Source organism: Streptomyces sp. ADI95-17 (assembly GCF_003846175.1).
GTDB classification, from domain to species: domain Bacteria; phylum Actinomycetota; class Actinomycetes; order Streptomycetales; family Streptomycetaceae; genus Streptomyces; species Streptomyces sanglieri.
On the sequence record NZ_ML123050.1, the window covers coordinates 533,209 to 556,846 of the forward strand.

Here is a 23,638-nt window from a genome sequence, read left to right on the forward strand (position 1 = left end):
GGCGTTCCTCAGACTCCGATCACTCAAGCGAGTTTCCGTCCCTTCGGACAGCCCCGGAAGCCGATGCCTCGGGCTGACGGTGGCTCAGGCCGCCCCGAACTCCGAGACACGCCCCTGGTCCATGGCGAGCCGGGCTCCGGTGAACCGGGACCGTGCTCGTCGCCGCAGGTCGGACGGGCTGAACAGGCGCTGCTCCGGCGGGAGGACGGCGTCCGGGGTCGTGGTGCGAGCAGGGCCTGACGTCACGGGCCGGACACGGTGAAAAGCGCGCCGTACGGATCGCGGATGATGAAGGCGTCCTTCGACGGGTCGTCGAGCGCGGGGACCAATGACGACTCACCACCGGCGTCGAAGGCGGCGGCCGCGGCGCGTGCGCCGTCCTCGACCCGGAAGTCGACGATCCACCGGGGCCGGATTCTGGGGTCCGCAGCGGTTTCGATGCCCCCGCCGCGCAGGGTGGCAACGGTGCGTCCTTCGAGCCTGACGCGGACGTGGTCCTCGGCGTAGTCGACCGTGCAGCCACCGGGAGGCTGGGCCCAGTCGAAGATCCCCGCGTAGAAGATGGCCGCCTCGAACGCATGGCGTGTCTGCAGGTCCAGTCGCGCGGGTGCGCTGCCCCGTCCCACCGACCAGGCAAGGGCCATGCCTTCCCAGATGCCGAATACGGCGCCGTCCCGGTCGGCGGCGATCGCCGCGCGGCCCTCGGCCAGTTTCACCGGCCCGACGGCGAGTGTGGCGCCCCGCTCCCTGACCCGGTCCGCGGTTTCGTCGGCGTCGTCCACGGCGAAGTACGGGGTCCAGACAGCGGGCGGACTGGCGGCGGGAGAGCAGCAGCCGATCCCGGCCACCGGCCGGTCGTGCGCCATGGCCACGGAGAAGTTGCCGCCGAGGGTGCTCGCGACGAAATCCCAGCCCATGACGTCGGCGTAGAAGGCCTGCGCCGCGTCCAGATCGTGAACGATCAGGCTCACCCAGCAGGGAGCGCCGTTTGCGTGCCTGATCCTTCCGAGGGCCGGCATTCGATGCTCCTTCGGGTCGCTCGCCGCTGCCGATGCCCCACGGGTTGCCCCTCGATCCGCGTGGACGACTCCGCCACGTGGTCCGCCGTGAGTTCCGCGATCGCTCGCCTCCCGTCCCAAGGGCTCGGCCCTGTCTCCGTGACCGACCGTCGTACGGGGATCGCCCGTCGGTGAGCGACGTCCTGGCGATCGGCAGGCCGAGTTCGTGATCCAACCGTGTACCTCGGACTGCTCCACCGCACCTCAGCACCCCGGCTCCCACGCCCGTTCCCACACCGACCGGGGCGGCGAGCGGGCCCGGTCCTGCTGCCGGCCCAGCGCAGCAGCAGGACGGGGATCGATCCGGTCACATCGTGGATGCGCGCGGACGGTGCTCGGACAGCCAGCCCTCGGCGTACGCGACGGCGTCGGCCAGGTCGAACAGCCTGGCCTGCGCACCGCCCACCGCGCCTCGCACCACTTGGCGTTCGTTCTCGAAGGCCGCTCCCAGTTCGTCGAAGCGTTCCGAGGAGATCGAGGTGTCACGCACGGTGGCCCAGACGCGGCCCCGCGGAGTCATGACGGCGAAGGAATTGTCCGACTGCGGCGAGTGAACGCGGTACTCGGCCAGATGGAACGCCGTGCAGGATCCGAAGCCCGCCCCCAGGAGAAGAATCCGCGCCCCGCCCTCCTCCAGCCGGGCGAGCGGGCTGTGCTCGCCGAGCCGGCAGTCGAGCGCGTGACCGTCCACGATCGCGGCGGCGCGGGGGCCGACGGCCGCGAAGGACGTCTGCGGATGACAACTGCGTACCGCACCGGGCCAGTTACGTACGGTCTCCGGGACGACACCGACGCCGATGGTGCGAGTGGTCCGCGCGTCGAAGGCCGGCGTCGAGGCGCGGATGTCCGCCCACCATTCCTCGGGCACGGGCGGGTTCTCCCAGTACGCCGGATCCGAATTGTCGGCGGAGTGGGTCGGCACCACCAGAGTCCCACTGTCACCGAGGGCGTCGAGCAGCGCCCTGACGACGACACCGGGACCGCCGCAGACCCAGCCGAGCGAACTGAGCGAGGAATGCACAAGGAGGGTCTCACCGGCGCGCAGGCCCATTGCACGGAGGTCGGAGGCGAGCGAGTCACGGGTACACATGGGGCCGTGCTGAGACTTGATAGACATAACGGGCCAGTGTCCAGGCACCGATCCACCCGGGCCACCGATTTTTCGGCACTTGGTGCGCTTCGAGGCCCGTCACACGACAGAGACCCTCGAAGCGCACCGGAACAGTCACTGCCGGTCACCGCAGAGCACGGTGTCGGCGTACCGCGTCGCGGTTGGCACACCGCTGGGAGCAGTAGCGCTGCCGTCCGGTACGGGAGGTGTCGGCGAAGATCACGGTGCATTCGGTCACGGCGCACCGCCCGAGCCGCCGCATGCCCCGTCCCGCCAGATGCAGTGCGGTGCCGACGGAGATCAGCGAGAACAGCAGGGCTCCGAGCGGCTGCCGGTCGTCGCGGTAGTGCAGGTGCCAGCCGCCGTCGGCGTGGTCGGTCAGCCTCGGGTGGGCGGCGGCCGCTGCCAGCATCCGGTTGAGCAACTCGGCCCGTTCACGCTCGTCGTCGGCATCGACGACCTTCTCCCACGCGTCCAGCACTTCGTGGGTGCGCTCGACATCCTGTGCCGTGACCGGATGCTCAAGCACCAGGCCGGCCGCGCGGCAGCGGTCGGCGAGTTCCTCGGCGTTCGCCGGGCGCCGATTGGCCAGATCCGCGGCCAGGTTCACGACATCCTCGCCGTAAGGGTTGAGGTGCATAAGACCATTACACCAGTCTGGTGGTCATGACACCACGCACTGCGAACGACGCCGATGTACGGCAGGCGACGGAGAACGACATCGCGGAACTCGTGCGCCTGCGGGCGATGTTGTTCGAGAACCTCGGCGGCGACTTCTTCGCCCCCGCGTCGGGAGGCGACGACTGGCTGGACGCCCTGGCCACAGTGCTCAAGGAGCAGCTGACCACGAGCGTCGACACCGGCTCCGACACCGTACGCATCCTCGTGGTGGACGGTGAGAACGGCCTCGCCGCCTGCGGCATCGGCACGATCGAACAGCGGCTGCCCGGCCCGCACCTGCGCAACGGCCGGATCGGACAGGTGATCGGTGTGGTCACCGACCCGAGGTCCCGGCGGCGCGGTCACAGCCGCAGGATCATGCAGGGACTGCTCGGCTGGTTCAGGGAGAGCGACGTCGCGCGGGTCGACCTCTACGCCTCCGCCGAGGGCGAACCGCTCTATCGCGACCTCGGCTTCACCAACCACCCCGACCCGTCGCTGTACTGGCGCCCGTGACCCCCCGACGCGGCCTCTCGTCCGCTCCCCACACTCACCCCTTCCGCTGGGTCGTCCTCGGCATCGCGACCTTCACCCAGGCGGCTTCGGGCTTCTTCGTGCAGGGCATCGGCGCGATGGGCATCCATCTTCAGCATCAACTGCACTTGAGTACAGCCCAGTTGGGCCTGCTGATCTCGGCAGCCCAGTTGGCACCGCTGGTCGGCCTGCTGGTGGCCGGGGAGTTGCTGGACCGCTACGACGAGCGCTGGGTCGTCGGAGCGGGCGCCTGCGCGGTCGCGGTGAGCCTGTGCGCGGGAAGCCTCGCGCCGGGCTACGGGGCCCTGCTCTGTGTCCTGCTGGTCGTAGGCGCGGGATACAGCACGGTTCAGCCCGGCGGGAGCAAGTCGGTCGCGTCCTGGTTCGACGCCTCCCAGCGAGGTTTCGCGATGGGCATCCGCCAGGCCGGTCTGCCACTGGGCGCCGCGCTCGCCTCGGCCGTGCTCCCCTACCTCGCGCTCACCCTGGGCTGGCGATCGACACTTCTGACCGGTGGCCTCGTCGCACTACTGGGATCCGCCGTCTTCATGGGCTTCTACCGCCGGCCGCCCACCGAGACCGTGGAGACCCATCACGTCATTGCGCGGGACAGTACGCCGCGCGCCTCGCTCAGGTCCCGACTCGGCATCCGGCTACGAATGCTCCGCGAACCATCGATGGCGAAGATCATGCTGTCCGGGACGACCCTGATATCGGTGCAGTCCGGTGTGGGCATCCTGACGGTGCTGCACCTCCATGAAGCGGCGTCCGTCAGCGCCGGCACGGCGGCCCTTGTCCTGGTGGTGGCCCAGGGAGCGGGCGTCGTTGGCCGGATCTGCCTGGCTGCGTGGAGTGACCGCAGCAGGTCCGGACGGTACGGCGCCGTCATGACCTGCATGGCCGCCGTGGTCGTCGGAATGGCAGTGCTGATGACACCGCTGGGTCGATCACCCACGATCGCCTGCTGCGTGCTCGTCTGGCTCGGCTTCTTCGGCTTCGGCTGGTACGGCCCGTGGGTCGCCTACGTGACCGAATCCGCCCCACCGGGCAGAACTGGCTTCGCCCTCGGGCTGGCCATGTCGGCCAACCAGATCGCCATCGTCACGGTGCCACCCGCACTCGGCCTGCTCAAGGACCTCACCCACAGCTTCGTCCCGGCCTGGGCGCTCCTCACCACGATGACCGCTGCCGCCCTGATCGTCTCGGCCGGAGCAGAGCGCAGGCATCGCCACTCGTGTTCCGCGCGTTGGACGGACTTCGCCTGGTTCAAGTCGCGTTCGACGGAGGATCCAGAGGACGGCCCCGGAGTTCGCCGGCCGGATGCAGCTGGGCGAACTCGTCAGCGATCAGACCCATCAGGACGAGATCGTGGTGCCGTCCGGCCATGAACACGTGATCGCGAAGACGGCCCTCCTCCACGAATCCGAGCCGACGGTGAAGTGCCAGCGAGGCCTCGTTGTGCGCGAAGATCCGTACCTGGCACTTGTGGAACCGCCGCTCGGCGAACATGTAGCGCAGCAACAGCAGTACGGCCTCCGCCGCGTACCCCTTGCGCCGGAACCCGGCCCCTATCGTGATGCCGTACTCGAACCAGCCCGAACGCGCATCGGCGTGGTACGAGCCCAGGGAGCCGACGACTTTCCCCGTGTCGGCAGCTTCGATCACCAGCTGGAAGCAGTCCCCGTCAGCCTTGGCGACGGCCTGCTCCTTCACCCGGGCACGATGGCTCTCGGCAGAACGAGGCGGGTTCAGCAGGTCTCCCAATCGCTCCTCGTCCTCGGCGAAGCGCATGAGCGCGGTCCAGTCGTCCGGCTCGATCCCACGCAGACGTATCCGCTTCCCCACCCAGAACGAAGTCATCCCTCATCGAATCACGCACCGGATTCGCCGTCCAGGGCATTCGCCGCCCCTCACAACACCACCTTGACCAGGTACTTCGCGGTGGTGATGGTGACCCGTGCAGCCGTTCCCGCACCGCGTGCGCGGGACTTGTCGGTAGGGTCACGTTCATGAGCGTCGAGGTGCAGGTCGTCCGCGAGGCGACCGATGAAGTGGTGGAAGCAATCGCCCGGCTGCTGCCCCAGCTTTCGAGCACGGCCGGTGCGCCCGATGAGGAGTCGGTGACCCGATTGTTGCGCAGTGACGCCAACACCCTGTTGGTGGCCAGGATCGACGGCCGAGCGGTCGGCATGCTGACTCTGATCGTGTATCCGTTGCCGTCGGGGCTGCGCGGCCGCATCGAGGATGTTGTGGTCGACGAGGCGGCGCGGGGTCACGGAGTGGGAGCGGCGCTGACCGAGGAGGCGCTTCGCCTGGCCGACGCGGCGGGGGTACGGACAGTCGATCTCACCTCTCGTCCGTCCCGCCGGGCAGCCAATCGACTGTACGAACGCCTGGGATTCCAGGCCCGTGATTCCACCGTCTACCGGTCTGTCGTACGACCGTAGGCGCGACCGTGCGGGTCTGCTGACTGACCGCACGGGCGTGGCTGATCAGCCATCGCACCACGGCACGCGGCGTACGGCGAGCCCGGTGCGGCCGGTGCGGCCGGTGCGGCCGGTGCGGCCGGTGCGGCCGGTGCGGCCGGTGCGGCCGGTGCGGCCGGTGCGGCCGGTGCCGGTCCCGCCGGGTGGCAGGGCCGGCACCGGACTCGTCGTCCTCGACGGATCCGCTGCGTGTGCACGTGCGCTCGTGTGCACACACCGAAGCGGTCATGCTCCGGACAGCAGCACCTCCAGCGCGACGGCCGTCTCCGGATGGCGGCCCAACAGTGCCGCGCCTGCCGGGCGGTCGGGCTCCGCCGTCTCCCACGTAACCTCCCAGCCCAGCAGGCCCGCCACCGCGTCGCATGTCGCGGGGTGCGCGGCGAGGATTGTGCAGCCGTGGGCGCCTTCCATGCTGTGTGTGGAAAGTGTGGCTTCGAGGTCCGGTCGGGAGCGCCACGGCGGCACCCATGCGTCCAGTGTCGCGAGCCGGCCGGGGAAGGTCCGTCCGGCTTCACGGATCAGCAGGGGAGCCAGCTCCGAGCCGCCGGATCGCAGGGTGGTGATCAGCGTCGGCAGCCACGGCAGGAGCACCGGGTCCGGCAGCCGTGCGAACGCGTTCGAGACTGCCTCCACCACGAAGTCCGTGAGGCCCGGGACGGGTTCCAGGGCGTGTACGAAGCCGCTGAGGTAGCGCGGGTAGGCGGGCACCACCAGGGGGTTACCCAGCAGCTCGTCGCACTTGGCGCGGAGCTCTGCCCGGGAGAGGTGGCCGAGCTGTACCTGCGCCGCCCACAGCAGGGCCGTCTTCGACGGCTCCTCGGGGTGCGACTGGGCCACCGCCAGTTCCAGCTGGGTCCGGTCGCAGCCCAGCGACAGTGCCAGGCTCTCCATGCTGAACAGGAAGCCCAACATGGCCGCCACCTGGCGGACCGTGGCGTCTTCGTCGGTGAAGGCGGTCGGCAGCAGAGTGCAGTAGTGGGCGTATCCGGTCTTGGCGAAGGACTCGATCCATGGCGGCAGCACCGGCTCGCTGGTGCGGTAGTACGCCAGCAGCCGCCGCACCCGGCGCAGTACCTCCGGCGCACCGTCGACGCTGCGCTCGGCCGACAGCACCTCAAGGGCGTGTGTGCCCAGCTCGTCGGCGAGGCGGCGGCTGCGCAGGTAGAGCGTGGCGTCCTCGACGGCTTCCAGGACGGTCGCGGCGGTGGCGCGCCGGTCGTAAGCCGTGCGGCGCAATCGCTGCTCCAGCACCTGCTCGATGCTGACGCCCTCGTAGCCGAGCTCGATGAGCGCACGCTGGTAGGTGCCGAGAGCGAGGTCCCACGATTCCTGGATGGGCCGCTCCCCCAGTTTCCGCTCTCCCATGATGGGACGGGCGGCGCCCTGCGGCATCAGGTAGCGAAGCATCCACAACGCGTCGGAGCACCGTTCGAGTTCGGGCTGGGAGGCGATGTCCAGCAGTGCTCGTTGTACGCCGCTCTGCTGGAGCTTCAGGCCCAGGGGTGCGAGCCGGTCGTGGACGTCACGGGCCAGCGGCGGAAGCGCCTCGTAGCCGACCTGGCCGACCCGGTCGCCGCCCATCATGATCTCCACGAGGCGCCGCACATCGCGCCGGCCCGGCACGGTGTCCTTCTCGATGCAGGTGACCGCCGCGTCCTGGAAGTCGTACGGCGTGGGCTTGGCCCGGTCGCGCATTCCGGCCAGCAGGATCGACGTCTCGAACACCGCGATGGCGTCGGCCGTGGAGGCGAGGTAGCCGTTTCGGCGGGCGGCGCGCACGATCTCCACCGACCAGCCGAGCAATTCCGCTTCGTCGAGCCGGTCCAGGGCGGGCGGTCGCTGCAGGAATCCGGTCAGCTTGTCCGAGGGCGGGACCTCCGGGACGGGCCCCACCGGGGCCGCGGCCTTCTTGGCCCTCGACTTCTTCGCGCCCGCCTGCCCCGCCAGGCGGAAGGGCTCCACGCGGGTGCGCCGGACGTTCTTCGCCCACACCGTCGCGGCGATGGACACCGACCCCGCCGCGAGGCCGAATTGCGCCTCGATCGCCGCGTGGCTGGACGGGATCAGGCCGTGCTGCCACGTGGTGGCGCTGGGCGGGCTGATCTCGAAGGTGTCCGTGCCGTGGACACCGAACTCGGCGACGCGGCTGGCCGCGTGGAAGGCGCCGCAGACATAGAGGCAGTCCGCGGGATCGGCTCCGGTCGCGGCCAGGTGTTCGCGCATCCTGGTCCACATGTAGCGTTCGCGGTCCTCGTCCACACGGACCCGGTGGGCGTCGCCCGGTGCCAGTCGCCGGAAAAGGCTGCCGATCAGAAGCATGACCTGGCGGTAGGTGTCGTGGTCGCTGTCGCCGAGCGGCAGCTCGACGTACTGGTGCCACCATTCCGACCAGTGCCGCACCTTGCCGTGGTGCAGCAGGTGCTCCTCCAGTTCGGCGAAGCGCGGTCGCAGGTCCCCGATCTCCACGCCGACCGCGTCACCGTGCAGTGCGGCTTCCTCCTCGGCAGGGGGTGTGTCAGGGGCGGCCGGCTCGGCGGACTCCGTCGCACGTGCGTCCCACTGGAAGACGTGGTCCGATGAGCGGTCGACGAGGACCAGTTCCACGCCCGGGGTGTCCAGTGCGTAGGCGATCGCCTGGTACTCGGCGGAGGCCTCGGTGATCGGTGCGACCACCGAGAGTGGGGACCACTCGACCGGAAAGCCGTCGACCTCGGTCGCGAACGACTGGACCGCCACCGGGAGCTTGCAGTTGCGCAGCTCGGTCAGCAGCGGCGCCATGTCCTCGCACAGTTCGAGGTAGACCACCTTGGGCTGCTTCTCCCGCAGGCGACGGGCCATCGCGATCGCCGAGGCGGGTGAGTGATGACAGACGGGGAAGATCTCCAACGGCTCGCGGACCGCGTGGTCGACGTCGTCGACGATGCCGAGAAGGATGCCCTCCAGCGCGTCGGGTCCGTCGGCGAACGTCGCTGCGGCCTCCTGCAGCTGAGCCCGCAGTCCTTCGAAGGTCCCCTCGTGGGTGCTGGTCATGACAGGGTGGCGATCGCGTCGCGGCCGCCCTCCAGGAACTCCGGCCAGGAGCCGCCCTCCTCCTTGCTGCGCGGCTCGACGACACCGTGCAGGTACTTGTTGAGGATGGCCAGGTCCTCGGGCTCCCGCCGGGCCAGCGATCCGACGAGCGAGGAGGCCAGTGTGCGGGCCGTGAGTGCGCGGTCCCCGAAGAAGTTGCTGTGCAGCACCGCATCCTCCAGCACTCCGATCTGTTCCGCGGTGGACAGCGCGGACTCCAGCTTCTCGTCGTCGCTGCCGGCCGCGGCCGCCGAGGCACGCAGGTCGGCGAAGCTCTGCAGCAGCACGTCGAGGAGCGTCGGCGGCACTTCCAGTTCGATCTGGTGGCGGCGCAGCAGTTCCTCGGTGCGGAAACGGACGATCTCCACCTCGCTCTTCTTGTTCGTGACCACGGGGATGCGGACGAAGTTGAAGCGGCGCTTGAGCGCCGAGGACAGGTCGTTGACGCCTCGGTCGCGGCTGTTCGCGGTGGCGATGACCGAGAAGCCGGGCTTGGCGAAGACGATGCTGTCGCTGTCCAGTTCGGGTACCGAGATGTACTTCTCGGACAGGATCGAGATCAGCGCGTCCTGCACGTCGCTGGTGGAGCGGGTGAGCTCCTCGAAGCGTCCGATGGCGCCGGATTCCATGGCGGTCATGATCGGCGAGGGGATCATCGATTCCCGGGACTGGCCCTTGGCGATGACCATCGACACGTTCCAGGAGTACTTGATGTGGTCCTCGGTGGTGCCGGCCGTACCCTGCACCACCAGTGTGGAATTGCGGCAGATCGCGGCGGACAGCAGCTCGGCCAGCCAGCTCTTGCCCGTGCCGGGGTCACCTATGAGCAGCAGGCCGCGGTCGGAGGCCAGGGTGACGATGGAACGCTCCACGAAACTGCGGTCGCCGTACCACTTCTGCGAGATCTCCCGGTCCAGGCCGTCGGAGCGCTCGGAGCCCAGGATGAACAGACGGACCATCTTCGGGGACAGCCGCCAGGAGAAGGGCTTGGGGTTGTCGTCGATGGACTCGAGCCACTCCAGTTCCTCGGCGTACTTGATCTCGGCGGGGGCGCGCAACAGGTCGGACATGACAGGGCCTTTCTAAGCGAGAAACGTCTTGAGCTCGTTGACGAGCTTGCGGATGTGGCCGGAGAGCACCGGCGTACCGAGGTCTTTGAAGCGCTCACGGAACCATGGGTTGACACTGCCGCGGCCGGAGCTGGTGACCGATCCGACCGGGATGAACTTGGCTCCCGATCGGTGAATGGCGACCATGCTCTCGAACAGCGGCTCGGTCCGCCATTCGTAGAAGTCGGAGATCCACACCACGACGGTGTTGCGAGGCTCCGCGATCTTCGGCTGGGCCAGTGCCATGGCCACGGTGCCGTCGGTGCCGCCGCCGAGGTTGGTGCGCAGCAGGGTCTCGAAGGGATCGTGCACCCATGGTGTGAGGTCGAGGGCCTGGGTGTCGTACGCGATCAGGTGGACGTCGACCTTCGGCAGCCCGGCGAAGATGGACGCCAGGATGGTGCAGTTGACCATGGAGTCGACCATCGAGCCCGACTGGTCCACGACGACGATCAGCCGCTGGGGTGTCGTCTTGCGGGCCGTGTGCCGGTAGTAGAGACGGTCTACGTAGAGCCGCTCCTCCTCCGGGCTCCAGTTGGTGAGGTTCTTCCAGATCGTCCGGTCGAGGTCGAGGTTCCGGAATACCCGCTTGGGCGGGACGGAGCGGTCCAGGGCGCCCACCGTGGCCTTCTCCACCTGGGTACGCAGCACTTCGGCGACCTCGTCGACGAAGCGGCGGATCAGGTCCTTGGCGTTGGCCAGGGCTGTGCCCGAGAGGTTGTTCTTGTCCCGGAGCAGTTGCTCGATCAGCGACATGCTCGGGGTGAGCTGCGAGGCGAGCTTCGGGTCGGCGAGCACCTCGCGCAGGTGCATCCGTTTGACGAGGTCGGCCTCGATGGCGCCGAGCTCCGGGCCGATCGCCGGGATCAGCTGGCTGAGGTCGGGTGTCGTGCGCCTGCCGCCGGTGCCGGTCGGGCTGACGCCCCGGCCGGCGGCCCCTCCCCCGGCTCGACCGCCGCGCAGCTCGCCGGGCTTGCAGCCGAGTGCGCGCTCCAGCCAGCCCGCGTCGGACTGCCAGCTCGCCAGCTGTCCGGCGGTGACCGTGCCCGAGCCGGAGGCGAAGACGTTGAGCAGCACCTTCGACACCAGCGCCGCCCGTCGCACTTCGGCGGCCCGGTCGCGTGCCTCGGCGGTCCCGGATCCGGATTCGAGGTCGGAGCCAGAGGTGGGGTCGGAGCCAGAGGTGGGGTCGGAGTCAGGGGTGGGGTCGGAGCCAGAGGTGGGGTCGGAGTCAGGGGTGGGGTCGGAGTCAGGGGTGGGGTCGGGGTCGGGTGCCATCAGGCCGTCGAACTCGGTGGCCAGCTCCGGGTGGCGCTGCACGATCGAGTCGACGGATGCCTGTGGGTCCAGCAGCGCGGAGGGCAGGCCGATGTCCTCGACGACCGCGAGGCTCGCGGATTCCAGCGTGCCCTGTTCCTCGGGGTCGAAGAGCCGGGCCAGTAGCCGCCAGTACAGGACCTGACGGCGGTTGTCCTGGGGATCCGCCTCCGGAATCCGCGGGACGTGAGAAGCCTGCGTGGTCCGGAGTGGCTGCGGGGCCCGAGCAGCTTCGTTGCCCTGAAGCGGCGCGCTCTCGGCAGTCCGCTCCGTCGTGTTGTGGTCCGTCATTTCCGCAGCAGCCTCCCCGCACGCTCCCGCAGCACGGACACGGCGTCGGTGGCGGCCTTCTCGGCCTTGGCGCCGGCCTTGTCGGTGGTACCCCCGGCCCATCCCCCGGCGTGGACCGCGACGGCCTTCTTCCGTACGGTCGTCTCGACTGCCAGGGGCTGCACGCGATACGTCCCGGCGTCCCAGCGGAGCAGTCCGATGCACGCGCCGGATGCCGCGACGGCCTCGGGGGTGAGCGGTCCGGCGGTCGGAATGCGGTCGGTGTCGACAGCGAGAGGGCCACCGGGGAGTGTGAACGTGAGTGTGTCGTCGTCCCTCTGGACTGCGTAGCCCTCCAGGAACACGGGGACGGCGATGCGCGCCGGGTGCCGGTCCAGGGGTGCTGTCGCCGCGTCGGTGGCGGCGGGCAGGGCGACGCGGGCGGTGGCGAAGGCGTCGGCGGGCTCGCCCCGGCCGGCGTGCTCGTCGCTCCAGATCAGGTCGCCCTCCTCGGTGACCGGCATGTCGGTGAGCTCCATCGATCGCCCCTCACTGACGGCGGTCAGCAACGACATGTGCGGGCGGAGCAGCTGCCAGAGACCTGCTCCGACGACCGTGTCGGGTTTCGGCACCGCGATCCCGGCGCGCACCAGGCGGGGCGTGGTGCCGTCGGCGGGCTCGAACACCGCGTGGATCTGGGCCTGTACGGCGGTCGCGTGCTCTTGGACATCGACGCCGAGGGGCAGGAGGCGGCCGGTGACCGTGCCGGTCACCGGCACGTCGGCCGCGCCGGGCACCGTGAGCAGCAGAGCGCGTGACCACAGATCGGCCCAGCGGCGTGCCGGAACCCGTTCCATCGAAACGCCCGGGCAGGACGCCGCGAGTTCGGCGGCGAAGCCGTCGAGGAGCGTCGCCAGTCGGCGCAGCTCGGGGTCCGGAAGCATCGCGGAGACGACCGGCGCCGCGCCGGAGACCACGTCGTGATCGATGCCCTGCCATCCCGAGCGGGCCAGATCGGAGAGCCAGGAGCGGGCGGCGGTGAGCAGGTTCGCCGCCTGCTGCCCGGCGGGTTCGGGGGCGGTCGCCTCCCCGCGGGGTCGGCCGGTCGCCTCTTCGATACGGGTCATCAGCGCGTCGTGGACGGAGCCGAGAAGCGCCGTGCGGGCGGCGGCGAGTGCGACGAAGTGGTCTTCGTTCGCGGCTCCGCCCGCCGCCTTCTCGGCCGCCTCGGCGACCCTCGCGGCCAGCGGCGTCCCTGCGACGGCGTGGGCGAGTCCGGTCAGGCCGGCGCTCTGGACGGGTTGGGGACGGAGCAGGCCCGCGACAAGTGCCCGGTCGAAGCCGTCGACGGCCGTCAGTGCCTCGTCGAGTCCGGTGATGTCCTCCGCGAACAGGTCCGCACGCATCACGCCACCGCCCTGGTCGGCGGGAACCACTGCATCTCCGGCAGCGGTGCCGTGGTCGGGGTGAGTTCCAGGTAGGCGAGGTGGCGCAGGAACCGGCTGAAGACGGGCGCGGCGGCCTTGGTGTCCCCCTGCGGTGGACGTGCGGCACTCATGCCGTCGGTGATGGTCTGCGCGCTGGGCTCCCCGTCCGACGGCTCGACCCTCAGGTAGCGTGCGACCCGCTCGGCGCCGTACTGCAGCACCGCCTCGCTGATCAGGGCCCGGATGTGATTGCAGAACGATCCCCGCGCGCCGCCGCAGGGCCGGTTGTTGTTGGTGCTGCACGCGAATGTGTACGTGCCCGCGGCGACCGACGACACATAGACGCGCCCGATGTCCGAGCCGCTGGACACCACACCCTGCAGGCGTCCGTCGGCCAGCTCGACGAACGGCACTTTGGCCAGCTTGCGCGGTCGCGCGGGCGCTATCACCCGTGCCGTGCTCGACCTCTCCCAGTCTGACAACGCACCACTCCTATGTGCACCAAGGCGACTTCCTCGCCACAACGGCAGGACACGACCGAACATACCTACGGGCACTGACAACGCCCGGTCGCGGTCGCGGGACCGCCTCGCCCGCCGGCCTCGGCCTCCCCCGGGCACAGGTGTGCCCCGCTGCGCGGCCGCGACCGTCGAAGTACGGCCGCGCAGCAGGGCATCAACGCTTCAGCGCCGGACGTGGAGAGTCATCCGTATGCGGCAAGGATCGGCGAACAGCGGAGGGCACCCCGCCCCAGGCGGTATCAGAGAGTGCGCGCGGGGCCTTGGGAGGTCACGGCTGCCCTGCCCGGGAACAGGGGGTAGAACGGGATGGCGACGAGATCGTACTGAGGGCACGGAGTCGTGAAGCACTGTTTCGGCGACGGCACACAGAACTGCCCGACAGGCGCGACGACGGCAGCACACGGACTCGCCTGTGGAGCAAGGGAGCTTGACTGCGGCGCGGCGGAACCCGTCCGTGGTGCGACGGGACTTTCTCCGGCGAGCGCCGGGCTCGCAAGGGTGAGGGGCAGGGCGGTGAGAGCGACCGCCGTGGCGGTACGCAGCAGGTTCTGAATCACAAGGAGCAGAGTTAGCCGCGGCTCGGCGCGCCGTCGCATCGACGGAGGGGTCAATCACCCGTACGGGTCGTGAGGTTCACCCCCGGAACGCGTTTCCTATTGTCTGCAAAGGGGCGCGACGGCTCCCGCAGCGATGAGAAGGTCGGCTGTTCCGGCATGCGGGCCGGCATGCGGGCCGGCCTTCGCCCAGTCCAGAGGCGAAGGCCGGTGCCGTGCTCTTCGGGCGAAGGTTCGGATCGGCTCCGTGCGCCGGCAGTTCGCGCACCGCTTCGGTGTGTGTCCCCAGCACGCGGCCGCGCACGAGGGCCTGCCTTCCGACCCGAGTGCGCCGCTCTCGCTGTCCGCCCGCTCCGGGTCGGCCCCGGCCCGGAGGATCGCCTTCACCCGACCGGGAGGCCGAGCCCTGCGGCGATCGCGCTGACCCGGGTGAAGACGGACACCGGGTACTGGTCGTCGCAGTACTTGTTGCCCGTGGAGACCACACCGATCACCTTGCCCCCGGCGACCAGGGGGCCGCCGGAGTCGCCCCGGCAGACGCTGTCGTGTGTTTTCACGGCCGGGATCCCGCACACCTTGAGCGCGGCGGACTCGCCCGGCTCGGTGAAGGGCGCGCACCCCTTGAGCGGTGCCAGGGTCAGCGTGGCCGACTTCAGCCGCTTCCCGAGAGTGTCGGTGGCGGTCTTGCCCCAGCCAACGGTCTTCGCGGTCTTCCCCGAGGCGTAGAGAGCCGAGTCCTTCGGACCGGCCGGCTTGAGAGATGCGTACGGCATCGGCTTGGAGAGGGTGATCACCGCTGCGTCGTAGGTGAGGGTGGCCGCGGCGAACTTCGGGTGGATCTTGACCGACGCGACGTGCCGGACCGTCCCCTTGGTGCCGCTCATGTCCGTTCGCCCGCCGATGACCAGCAGGTCGCGGGGCTCGGCGGCGTCCTTGATGCAGTGCGCGGCGGTGAGCACCTTGGTGGGTGCCACCAACGTGCCACCGCAGAACTGCTCGCCCTCCGGAGTCTCGATGAGCATGGCGTACGGGTGGTCCACCACGGTGGTGTTCTGCCCGCCGTGGATGGCGGCGGCAGGAGTCGCGGTGACCGCGAGACCGGCCGCGGCGAGGACGGAGGCGGCCAGTGCGGCGGCCGCGGTACGCCCGTTGAACGTGAACATGTGGTCCCCCCAGGACACATTGCGTGGCCGGTGGCCGCGCGTCGTGTGAAGGAGGATGTGGAGATCGGAGCCGGGGTTCCATGATCGGCCGATCCGAATTTGCGCGGACGCTGCCGAAACACCGCACAGGGCTTGCCGCGCAGCTCTTGGGACTGTGCGACAAGCCCAGTCATCACCGGGAAGCCGGGCGGGCAGCCGGGGATCTGCGGCGTCGGGCCTACTCGGCCGCAACCGCCTCGGTCCCGGGCCCGGTCTCCGACTCGGCCCCGTCCTCGGCCGAGGTCTCCGGACGGCGGATCGAGCAGACCAGGGCGTTGTCCTTCACGTCGGCGACGATGGTGTCGCCCGGCTCCGCCTCGCCGCTCAGCAGCAGGGAGGCGATCCGGTTGTCGAGTTCGGTCTGGATCGTGCGGCGCAACGGGCGGGCGCCGAACTCCGGCTGGTGGCCGTGCGCGACGAGGAGCTTCTTCGCTGCCTCGGTGATCTCCAGCTCCATGTCCTGGGCCCGTACGCGGCGCTTGCTGCCGTCGAGCATGAGGTCGACGATTTCGCCGAGGTCGTCCTTGTCGAGGCCGTGGAAGATGATCGTCTCGTCCACTCGGTTGAGGAACTCCGGCGGGAAGTGACCCCGCAGGTCGCCCATCAGGTCGTCACGGATCTCGGAGACATCGCCCTTGTGGGCGAGGATGCGCTGGGCGCCGATGTTGGACGTCATGATGACGACGGTGTGGCGGAAGTCCACTGTTCGCCCCTGCGCGTCGGTCAGGCGTCCGTCGTCGAGGACTTGCAGCAGCGTGTTGAAGACGTCGGGGTGGGCTTTTTCCACCTCGTCGAACAGGAGCACGCTGTACGGCTGGCGGCGCACCTTCTCCGTCAGCTGGCCGGCCTCCTCGTGGCCCACGTATCCGGGCGGTGCGCCGACGAGCCGCGAGACGGTGTGCTTCTCCTGGAACTCGCTCATGTCGAAGCGGGCCATACGGCTCTCGTCGCCGAAGAGCAACTCCGCGAGCGCCTTGGCCAGTTCGGTCTTGCCCACGCCGGTGGGCCCGAGGAAGAGGAACGAGCCGACGGGGCGGTTGGGGTCGCCCATTCCGGCCCGGTTGCGGCGCACCGCCTGCGCGATCGCGGTGACCGCCTCGTCCTGACCGACCACGCGGGAGTGCAGCGCGTCCTCCAGCTTGAGGAGCTTCTCCTTCTCGCTGGCGGTGAGCTGCGTGACCGGGATGCCGGTGCGGCGGGAGACGACTTCGGCGATGTCGGCGGTGGTGACGTCCATGACGCCCTCGCGCCGTTCCTCGACACCGGCGAGTTCGGCCTCCGTCTCCGCGATCTGGAGCTTCAGCCCCGATGCCTTCTCGAAGTCCTCGGACGCCACCGCTTCGTCCTTCTCCCGCTTCAGCTTGGCGATCTTGTCCTCGCGGGAGACGACCTCGGTGGACCTGCCGAGCGACCGCAGCCGCACCCTGGCACCCGCCTGGTCCATGAGGTCGATGGCCTTGTCCGGCAGGAAACGGTCGCTGATGTAGCGGTCGGACAGTTCGGCCGCTGCCACCAGTGCGTCGTCGGCGAAGCGGACCTGGTGGTGGGCCTCGTAGGAGTCCCGCAGACCCTCCAGGATCTGGATGGTCTCCTCGACGGTCGGCTCGGGCACCATGACGGGCTGGAAACGGCGCTCCAGCGCGGCGTCCTTCTCGATGTGCTTGCGGTACTCGTCGATGGTCGTCGCGCCGACGACGTGCAGTTCGCCGCGGGCCAGTGCCGGTTTGAGCATGTTGCCCGCGTCCATGGCGCCCTCGCCGGACGCTCCGGCGCCGACCACGGTGTGCAGCTCGTCGATGAACAGGATCGTCGAGTCCGCGGCGGCGGTGACCTCGTCGATGACGTTCTTGAGCCGTTCCTCGAACTGGCCGCGGTACTGGGAGCCCGCCACCAGGGCGGAGAGGTCCAGCGCGATCACCCGCTTGTCCTTGAGGGTGCGGGGGACGTCCCCGGCCACGACGCGCTGGGCGATTCCCTCCACGATCGCGGTCTTGCCGACACCGGGCTCACCGATCAGCACGGGGTTGTTCTTGGAGCGCCGCGAGAGCACCTCCACGGTCTGCTCGATCTCCTCGGCCCGGCCGACCACGGGATCGAGCTTCCCGGCCTTCGCCTCTTCGGTCAGGTCACGTCCGTACTGGTCGAGCGTCGGGGTGTCGCTCGTTCCGCCCTCCGGGGTGCCGTCGGCCCGTGCCGCGTTGTCCGCCTCGCGCCGCAGCTTGCCGGTGTCCGTGCCGTAGGCACCGAGCAGCTTGGCCGCACCGGACTCCTGGGTGTCCAGCAGCGCGCCGAGGATGTGCTCGGGCCCGATGTAGGAGACCCCGGCCGCCTGCGAACGCTCGTAGGCATGCAGCAGTACGCGCTTGGCGGCCGGCGTCAGGCTCGGTTCCGCGGACGGCGTGGCGCTCTCGCCCGGAAGGACTTCCGCGATCCGTTTGCCCAGCTCGTCGGGGTCCGCCCCGGCCTGTTTGAGCAGGGTGCGCGCCGGATCCACCTGGGTGGCGGCCCACAGCAGGTGTTCGGTGTCCAGGTCCCGGCTGCCGTCCTCGGTCGCGCGTGCGGTCGCCCGGCCTATCAGCTCACGGGCGGATTCGGTCAGCAGCCGCCCGATGGGAACCCGCTGCATCTGTGGCGGTGAGGACGCCGGGGACATCCCGAAGAACCGGTTGAGCAGTTCATTGAACGGGTCCGGGCCGCCGAAGGAGCCGAGGGAGGACATGGTCATGGTCACCGTCCAGTGGGTGCGGGTGGGAAGGGAGAGCGCGAGAGGTATGCCTGCCGGGATCGCCCTGCGCCGGACACGGACGTGGGGTGACCGGGGCCCGCGGCGCATCGCGGCCGCCCCGTGGTCCCCATCGACAGGTGATTTCACTAGACCAACGCCCACCCCGTCTCGCAACGGCGCGGGCGATCGCCCAACGCCCGCGGCCGTTGCCCGGCACCGCGTCACGGACTTCCCGGCGCTGTGACGGACCGGCCGGGAGTACGCCGTTCGGGTGGCATCCGGGGCTGCCGTGCCGCACCGCACGGTCGACGGTCCCGGCAGGTCGCCTCGCCGACCGCCCGGACGCAGCCAAGACTTGCGCCATGAGCGACAACGAAAAGTCGGAGGATCTCAAGGGCGGCCCCGGCCACATCATCCTGCTGGCGGTCGTCTTCGCCGTGCCCGTCCTCAAGCTGGCCTGGACGCTCGGCGGCGGAGGCGAGGCGAGCGAGGCACTGGTCGCCATGGAGCCTTCCAACTGGCCGGACGTCCTGATCGGCATGCTCCTCAACACCGCGCTGCTCGCCTCGGTGCTCGCCGTCGTGGTCTCGCGCACCACGTACGCGTACTTCGCCGCGAAGGGCGGAGCCCGGGTGCACGCGGACAGCTCCGTCGTTCACACGTTGTCAGCGGCCGCCGTCGTCCCCCTCACCTTCGCGCTGGTGGTCGGGGCCTTCCACGGATGGTGGTGGGGCGTCGCGGTGGCCGTCGCCTCGTACGCACTGCGTCTCGGCGTGATCGTCGAGTACCGCACCGGACGTCGCGAGCTCGGCAGCGGCAAGCGCACCCGTACCTCCCCCTCCGGCTGGCTGCAGCACTCCGCCGACACCGCGACCGTCGCCGCCCTGCTGCTGGCCGGGGTGGTGCTCCCGGTGATCGCGCTGGCCGGGGCGGTGGACGGCCGCTCCTGGACAAGTGTTGTGGAATGCGATGTGAACACCGGGGAGGGAAATGAACGTGCTCGTCTGGTGGAGTTGGGGCGCAAGGGCAACGGTGTCGTCGGCTGGGACATCGAGGGGGACGAGGTCGTCAACGGCATCAACTGCGGGGTCTCCGAGAACGACGTGGTACGGCCGCCGTTGTGGCGCTCCTGAGGACGGGCCCGGCGGGATTCCCGCGCGAGGTCGGCCCCTCCGCCACGACCCGTCGATCGCGTCCGGACTCAGTGGGTGACGGCCGCCGGCAGCCCGGGAAGTTCGCGCATGTCGTCGAACACGGTGGTACGTGACCCGACGAACCGCTCGACGATCTCGCCTTCGCGAACGCGCATCCCGGGTCCGCCATGGCCATCGCGTCCCCCCTGACGCATATCCGCTCGCTGTCCACGAGGACACCGTCACAGTCGAAGATCACCAGTTCGGCAGGGCTCCGAGCCATGGGCGGCAGCTCAGTCTCCGTGCGAATCCTCCCAGGTCCCCGGCCGGGCCGCTATCAGCAGCAGGCCAGGAAGGACCAGCTGCCGGCCGGGCGCGTTGACTCGTGGCATCCAGTTTCGGACATGCGCAGGATGGCCGTACTCCGCCCCGAGGCCGCCCTGTTGAGTCGTCCGCACCCGGCAGCCGCACCGCACCGATGGTCGGTTCGCCGACCCGACGGTCTCTTGTGGACCGCGCCTGCCGACCACTGCCGGGGGGAAGCGGGCCGAGATCTCGCAATTGACACACCGTCAGGAACATGGCCTGTGCACGCCCCCGCCTTGGCGTGTTCTATTTCCGGATTTCTACGTTCTTGTCGGTGGCATACGCCACGCTGGGCACATACCGCCCAACACCGGCTTGGAGGCCAGTAGTGGACGCCCAGGACCTCGCGCAGCTCGCCGACAAAGAGTTCGAGCAGATTCTCACCTCGAACATTCACCCGCCCACCCGCGACGCCAGAACGTGGGCGGCGATCACTCATCCCGACAATCTGCCGCGCGCCCGGAAGATCCTCACGCATGTCCACGAACGCACCGCGAGTGTCCTGCGCCGCCGGAAGACGGAGCGCGAGGAGTTCCGTATCGAGTGCTTTGCCCGGGGTGAGGCCGGCAAGCGCGAATGGTTCGCCACCCGGGCCGAATTCGAATCGCTGCGGCGCCGCACCGCCAACTTTCACCAGCGCGTCCAGCGAGCCATCTCCGAACTGGGCCAGGAACAGCGGAACGTGAACCGCGCACAGAGCCTCAACTCCGGTCAGCAGAGCCGGGAGACGCTCCGTGAACTGGCCGTCGCCGTGCAACGCCACCAGGCGGTCCACGCCCGCAACGGCGGCAGCGCCGAGCCCGCGGACCACGAACTGTGGCGGCACCTCGACCGGCTGACCGTGCCCACCGGCCCCGGGCAGGATCCGACGACGCTCCGTACGATGCTCAGCATCTACTGGACCGACATGCACCCGGTCGCCGACGATCCGGAGTACCGGACACGGGCCGAGCACATCATCCACAGCGCCCCCGCCGCGGCACACTGCTGTGTGCCGCAGGCCCGGCGCGTTCACGACCGGGAGGACCGCGCGACGTAGCCGCGGCCCTCCCGGGCCCGCAGTGCGGGTGCGGAGCGGGGCGGAGGTCGTCCGTTGCGCCCCGCCCCTGGAAAAGTCCGGGTCAGGAGGCCCTGTACAGCCCCAGCTTCGCCACGTGCGGGTTGGCGCGGGCGCCGAGGACGCGCAGCCGGACCTTGGACGTGGTGACGGGCGCACTCAGATGCTCGATGCGCTTGTAGCCGATGGTGCCCGCCTGCACGACGGTCTTCCACGCGGTGCCGTCCCAGACGTCCACGGCGAAGGACTCGACCCGTTGCCCACGGGTGATGTCCCCCTGAAGCACGACGCGGTCGAACGTGACCGGCTGCGGTGACTCCACGACCACCTCCCCCGAGCGTGCGTCACCGGCGGGGCTCCACGCGGAAGTCAGCTCCTCGTCCGTCAGCGGGGAACCTGCGGAAGGAACCAGCAGGTTGGTGCCGTAGGTGGCGCGTACGGTCTGTCCGAAGGACGCCAGCGCGGCGGTGTCCGGATCGCTGATCCGGCCCGCCCGGTTGGGCGGCACGTTCAGCAGCAGTACCGAATTGCGGCCGACCGATGTGCGGTAGAGGTCGAGCAGCTTGGCGGGCGTCTTCACCTGACTGTCCTGGGAAGCGTGCCAGAACCAGCCGGGCCGGATGGAGACGTCCGACTCCGCCGGGTACCAGGCGAGGTAGTCCGGGTGGTGGGCGGTGAGGACGTCCCGGGAGGCGAGGTCGTCGCTCTCGGGCGGGACCACCATGTCGTCGTCACGGTTGCGGGAGGCGGGGTCGCCCTTGAACGGTATGACGCTCCATTCGTCGTCGCGCCCCGAGGCGGTCTCGGTGCCGACCCAGCGGATGTCGGGGCCGTTGATCGCGACGTTGGCGTGCGGGGCGACCTTGCCGATCAGGTCGTACCAGTCCGTGGTCTGGTAGGGCTGGTCGTACTGCCCGGCCCACGGGTTGGCGCCGTCGAGCCAGACCTCGTCGATCTGGCCGTACTGGGTGAGCAGCTCGTACAGCTGGTTCATGAAGTACGCGTTGTAGTCGTCGGCCCGGTAGGTGTAGGTGGTGCCCGGGGTGCGGTCGTCGCCGTCGACGAGTGTGGGGACGGTGACCGTCTTCTTGGCGCTGTTGTTGCCGAAGCGGCCCTTGCCCCGGTGTCCCGCGGCCGGGATCTCCGCGCCGTCGGCGGGTGAGAGGTAGACGCCGACGCCGAGTCCGGCGGAACGGGCCGCCTTGACGAAAGCAACGAAGACATCGCCCTTCGGATTGGCGCCGCCCTGCCACCAGGGGCTGTTCTTCACCGAGTGGTCGCTGTACCGGGAGGGGTACAGCAGGAATCCGTCGTGGTGCTTGACCGTGAGGATGACCTGCTTGAATCCACCGGCCTTGAGGGACGCCATCCACTGGTCCGGGTCGAGACCGGTCGGGTTGTACACCGATTCGGCCTCGGTGCCGTCGCCCCACTCCTTGTCGGTGAAGGTGTTCATGCCGTAATGCACGAACGCCGTGAGCTCCTTCTGCTGCCAGGCGAGCTGCTTGGCGTCGGGCACCACATGGGCGGCCTTCTCCAGGATCCGGTCCGGCCGGTCACAGGTGGCCACGGTGACGACGGACGACGGGGTGACCGGGCCGGAGGTGCCCGGGTCGTCCTCGCAGCCCGGTGGCAGCGGCGGGGTGCCGTCGCCGCAGCCGGATCCGGGGGCGGTGAGCTGGAAGTCCTCGGGGGTGACGGCACCCGTGTAGGTGGCGACGGCGATTCCGTCCAGGCTTCCGTGCAGACCGCGGTTCCTGGTCCCCGCGTCGTTGCCGAAGGCGAGGACGCCCTTGGCCGCATCCGCGGCGGCGACCTGGTTCACGAGGGCCGTGCCGGCCTGGCAGCCGTTGATGTAGGCGGTGAGGCGGGCGACGCCGGGACCAGTGGTGCCGGTGGTGGAGTAAGCGAGTGCCACATGCGTGTACGCGTCGGACGAGAGGTCGGGGCCGTCCTGCTGCTGCTCGTACCAGGGTGCCTCGGGCCCGTACATGCCGAACTGGGTGACGTTCTGGGAACCGGACCGGTAGCGGTAGTAGCCGCCACCGGCGAGGCTCAGCACGGTGTCGAAATCGAGCTTCGCGCCCGCGGCCCGGCGGACCAGGGCCTCGCTGAGGATGTTCTTGGTGAGGTACTTGCCGTCGGAGACCGGCTCACGCGGGCTGTAGATGATGCCCTGCCCGCCACCGCCCAGGGTCACCGCACCCCCGTCGAGCTGTTCGCCGCCGGACATCCGGCTGAGGGTGCCGTCGACGTTCTCACCGGTCGAGGGGGTATATCCGGTGGCGGTGGTGAAGGAGCCGCCGAAGCCGACCTTCACCTTGGAGGTGAGGACGGCCCTGGGGCCCGACTCGGTCAGTTCCAGGTCGTCGCAGGAGGCCTGGCCGGGCTTCTCCCGGTAGCAGTAGACGGTCGCGGTGGTGTTGTTGGCGCCGGTGGTGAACCGCAGCGCGGTACGGGTCCAGGTCGTGGCCGAGACCCGGTTGTCCATGGTGGCGCCGAATCCCTTGGCGCCCAGGACGGTCGGGCTGCCGTCGCTGCGGATCCAGCCGCTGAGTTCGTACACCGTGTCGGGCTTGAGCCCGGAGACGGTCTGCTCGGCGGTGGCGAAGTTCCCCGCGGGGGCGTTCAGCCGGAGTGCGCCGGATCCGGTGCGGGCGTCGGCGGCTGCCGTCGCGTTGCGGGTGGACCAGCCGGCGAGCCCCTGCTCGAATCCCCCATTGGCCAGGCCTGCCGCGACCGGCCCGACGGGGTCGGGGGCGGCGCCCTCCACGCCTGGGCCCTGGTACGCGCCGGTGTTGGGCGGGTCGGCGACGCGGTTGCCGTACAGGTCCTTGTCCACATCGTCGGCGACGGCCGTCCCGGCGCCGAGTGCGGGCGATCCGGTGTGCAGGCGCAGCCCGTCGGGGAGTGCGCCGGTGCGGTCGGTGAACCGGGGGTCGGCGGTGGATCCGCCCGGGTTGCCGGGGGTGCTGCGGACATTGACGAGGGTGTTGTGGGCGAGGGTGACGGCGTTGCTCTTGAGGTTGAAGGTGGCGC

At 69.8% G+C, this 23,638-nt stretch carries 18 protein-coding genes and 3 pseudogenes; 5 read left to right on the plus strand and 16 right to left on the minus strand.

Translation table 11 applies throughout. The annotated features are described in order from the left end of the window. Positions 1 to 84: 84 nt before the first annotated feature. From EES42_RS45730 to EES42_RS33235, 4 genes are all read right to left on the minus strand, one after another. The gene (locus tag EES42_RS45730) at positions 85 to 246 is read right to left on the minus strand and encodes a hypothetical protein (protein ID WP_206433727.1); all 162 of its coding nucleotides are present in this window, start codon (positions 244 to 246) and stop codon (positions 85 to 87) included. Beyond that, on the minus strand, positions 243 to 1,019 hold the full coding sequence (locus EES42_RS33225; protein WP_124721917.1) for a VOC family protein: 777 nt from the start codon (positions 1,017 to 1,019) through the stop codon (positions 243 to 245). The genes EES42_RS45730 and EES42_RS33225 overlap by 4 nt, the downstream gene beginning before the upstream one ends. Before the next feature lie 346 nt (positions 1,020 to 1,365). Beyond that, positions 1,366 to 2,175 (minus strand): AAC(3) family N-acetyltransferase, encoded by an 810-nt coding sequence (locus EES42_RS33230; RefSeq protein WP_124721918.1) that lies wholly within the window; start codon positions 2,173 to 2,175, stop codon positions 1,366 to 1,368. Between the two features lie 118 nt (positions 2,176 to 2,293). After that, entirely contained in the window at positions 2,294 to 2,809 is a 516-nt protein-coding gene (locus EES42_RS33235) for a CGNR zinc finger domain-containing protein (protein WP_124721919.1), read from the minus strand. A 26-nt stretch (positions 2,810 to 2,835) separates the two neighbouring features. On the opposite strand from EES42_RS33235, the gene EES42_RS33240 reads away from it, so the two are divergent. Together EES42_RS33240 and EES42_RS33245 are read left to right on the plus strand one after the other, a co-directional pair. Beyond that, the gene (locus EES42_RS33240; RefSeq protein WP_124721920.1) at positions 2,836 to 3,345 is read left to right on the plus strand and encodes a GNAT family N-acetyltransferase; all 510 of its coding nucleotides are present in this window, start codon (positions 2,836 to 2,838) and stop codon (positions 3,343 to 3,345) included. After that, positions 3,342 to 4,460 (plus strand): annotated as a pseudogene (locus EES42_RS33245) (MFS transporter); the annotation flags it as partial. The gene EES42_RS33240 and the pseudogene EES42_RS33245, both read left to right, overlap by 4 nt. 169 nt (positions 4,461 to 4,629) lie before the next feature. On the opposite strand, the gene EES42_RS46605 reads toward EES42_RS33245, so the two are convergent. After that, positions 4,630 to 5,223 (minus strand): GNAT family N-acetyltransferase, encoded by a 594-nt coding sequence (locus EES42_RS46605; RefSeq protein ID WP_124721922.1) that lies wholly within the window; start codon positions 5,221 to 5,223, stop codon positions 4,630 to 4,632. Between the two features lie 149 nt (positions 5,224 to 5,372). Here EES42_RS46605 and EES42_RS33255 point away from each other — a divergent pair, with 149 nt between their 5' ends. Beyond that, on the plus strand, positions 5,373 to 5,810 hold the full coding sequence (locus EES42_RS33255; protein WP_124721923.1) for a GNAT family N-acetyltransferase: 438 nt from the start codon (positions 5,373 to 5,375) through the stop codon (positions 5,808 to 5,810). A gap of 45 nt (positions 5,811 to 5,855) precedes the next feature. Here the strand turns inward: EES42_RS33255 and EES42_RS45130 are convergent, their stop codons facing one another. The 9 genes and pseudogenes from EES42_RS45130 to EES42_RS33300 form a co-directional block, all read right to left on the minus strand. Then, positions 5,856 to 6,008, minus strand: a complete 153-nt coding sequence (locus EES42_RS45130; protein ID WP_164495379.1) for a hypothetical protein — start codon at positions 6,006 to 6,008, stop codon at positions 5,856 to 5,858. A gap of 66 nt (positions 6,009 to 6,074) precedes the next feature. Then, on the minus strand, positions 6,075 to 8,879 hold the full coding sequence (locus EES42_RS33265; RefSeq protein ID WP_124721925.1) for a DUF5682 family protein: 2,805 nt from the start codon (positions 8,877 to 8,879) through the stop codon (positions 6,075 to 6,077). Continuing rightward, positions 8,876 to 9,988: an ATP-binding protein gene (locus EES42_RS33270; protein ID WP_124721926.1), complete on the minus strand. Its 1,113-nt coding sequence runs from the start codon at positions 9,986 to 9,988 to the stop codon at positions 8,876 to 8,878. The genes EES42_RS33265 and EES42_RS33270 overlap by 4 nt, the downstream gene beginning before the upstream one ends. 12 nt (positions 9,989 to 10,000) lie before the next feature. Beyond that, entirely contained in the window at positions 10,001 to 11,635 is a 1,635-nt protein-coding gene (locus tag EES42_RS33275; protein WP_241196749.1) for a vWA domain-containing protein, read from the minus strand. After that, a complete protein-coding gene (locus EES42_RS33280) occupies positions 11,632 to 13,050 on the minus strand; it encodes a hypothetical protein (protein ID WP_124721927.1) in 1,419 nt (472 codons plus the stop codon). The genes EES42_RS33275 and EES42_RS33280 overlap by 4 nt, the downstream gene beginning before the upstream one ends. Then, complete coding sequence (locus EES42_RS33285) at positions 13,020 to 13,523, minus strand: hypothetical protein (RefSeq protein WP_124721928.1); 504 nt, start codon at positions 13,521 to 13,523, stop codon at positions 13,020 to 13,022. Before EES42_RS33285 ends, EES42_RS33280 begins: the two co-directional genes overlap by 31 nt. A 692-nt stretch (positions 13,524 to 14,215) precedes the next feature. Further along, positions 14,216 to 14,503: pseudogene (locus tag EES42_RS46610) on the minus strand (ankyrin repeat domain-containing protein); the annotation flags it as partial. Next, positions 14,500 to 15,279: a S1 family peptidase gene (locus EES42_RS33295; protein ID WP_124721929.1), complete on the minus strand. Its 780-nt coding sequence runs from the start codon at positions 15,277 to 15,279 to the stop codon at positions 14,500 to 14,502. The gene EES42_RS33295 and the pseudogene EES42_RS46610, both read right to left, overlap by 4 nt. A gap of 217 nt (positions 15,280 to 15,496) precedes the next feature. After that, a complete protein-coding gene (locus tag EES42_RS33300; RefSeq protein ID WP_124721930.1) occupies positions 15,497 to 18,043 on the minus strand; it encodes an ATP-dependent Clp protease ATP-binding subunit in 2,547 nt (848 codons plus the stop codon). 362 nt (positions 18,044 to 18,405) lie between these two features. On the opposite strand from EES42_RS33300, the gene EES42_RS33305 reads away from it, so the two are divergent. Further along, positions 18,406 to 19,176: a hypothetical protein gene (locus EES42_RS33305; RefSeq protein ID WP_124721931.1), complete on the plus strand. Its 771-nt coding sequence runs from the start codon at positions 18,406 to 18,408 to the stop codon at positions 19,174 to 19,176. A 131-nt stretch (positions 19,177 to 19,307) separates the two neighbouring features. Here the strand turns inward: EES42_RS33305 and EES42_RS33310 are convergent. Continuing rightward, positions 19,308 to 19,459, minus strand: a pseudogene (locus EES42_RS33310) (HAD family hydrolase); the annotation flags it as partial. A gap of 411 nt (positions 19,460 to 19,870) precedes the next feature. Here EES42_RS33310 and EES42_RS33315 point away from each other — a divergent pair. Beyond that, positions 19,871 to 20,581 carry a hypothetical protein gene (locus EES42_RS33315; RefSeq protein ID WP_124721932.1) on the plus strand — a complete coding sequence of 237 codons (711 nt, stop codon included), beginning with the start codon at positions 19,871 to 19,873 and terminating at the stop codon, positions 20,579 to 20,581. Between the two features lie 82 nt (positions 20,582 to 20,663). Here the strand turns inward: EES42_RS33315 and EES42_RS46615 are convergent. Beyond that, the coding region (locus tag EES42_RS46615) for an alpha-L-fucosidase (protein ID WP_241196750.1) at positions 20,664 to 23,638 on the minus strand (2,975 nt) is incomplete at its 5' end.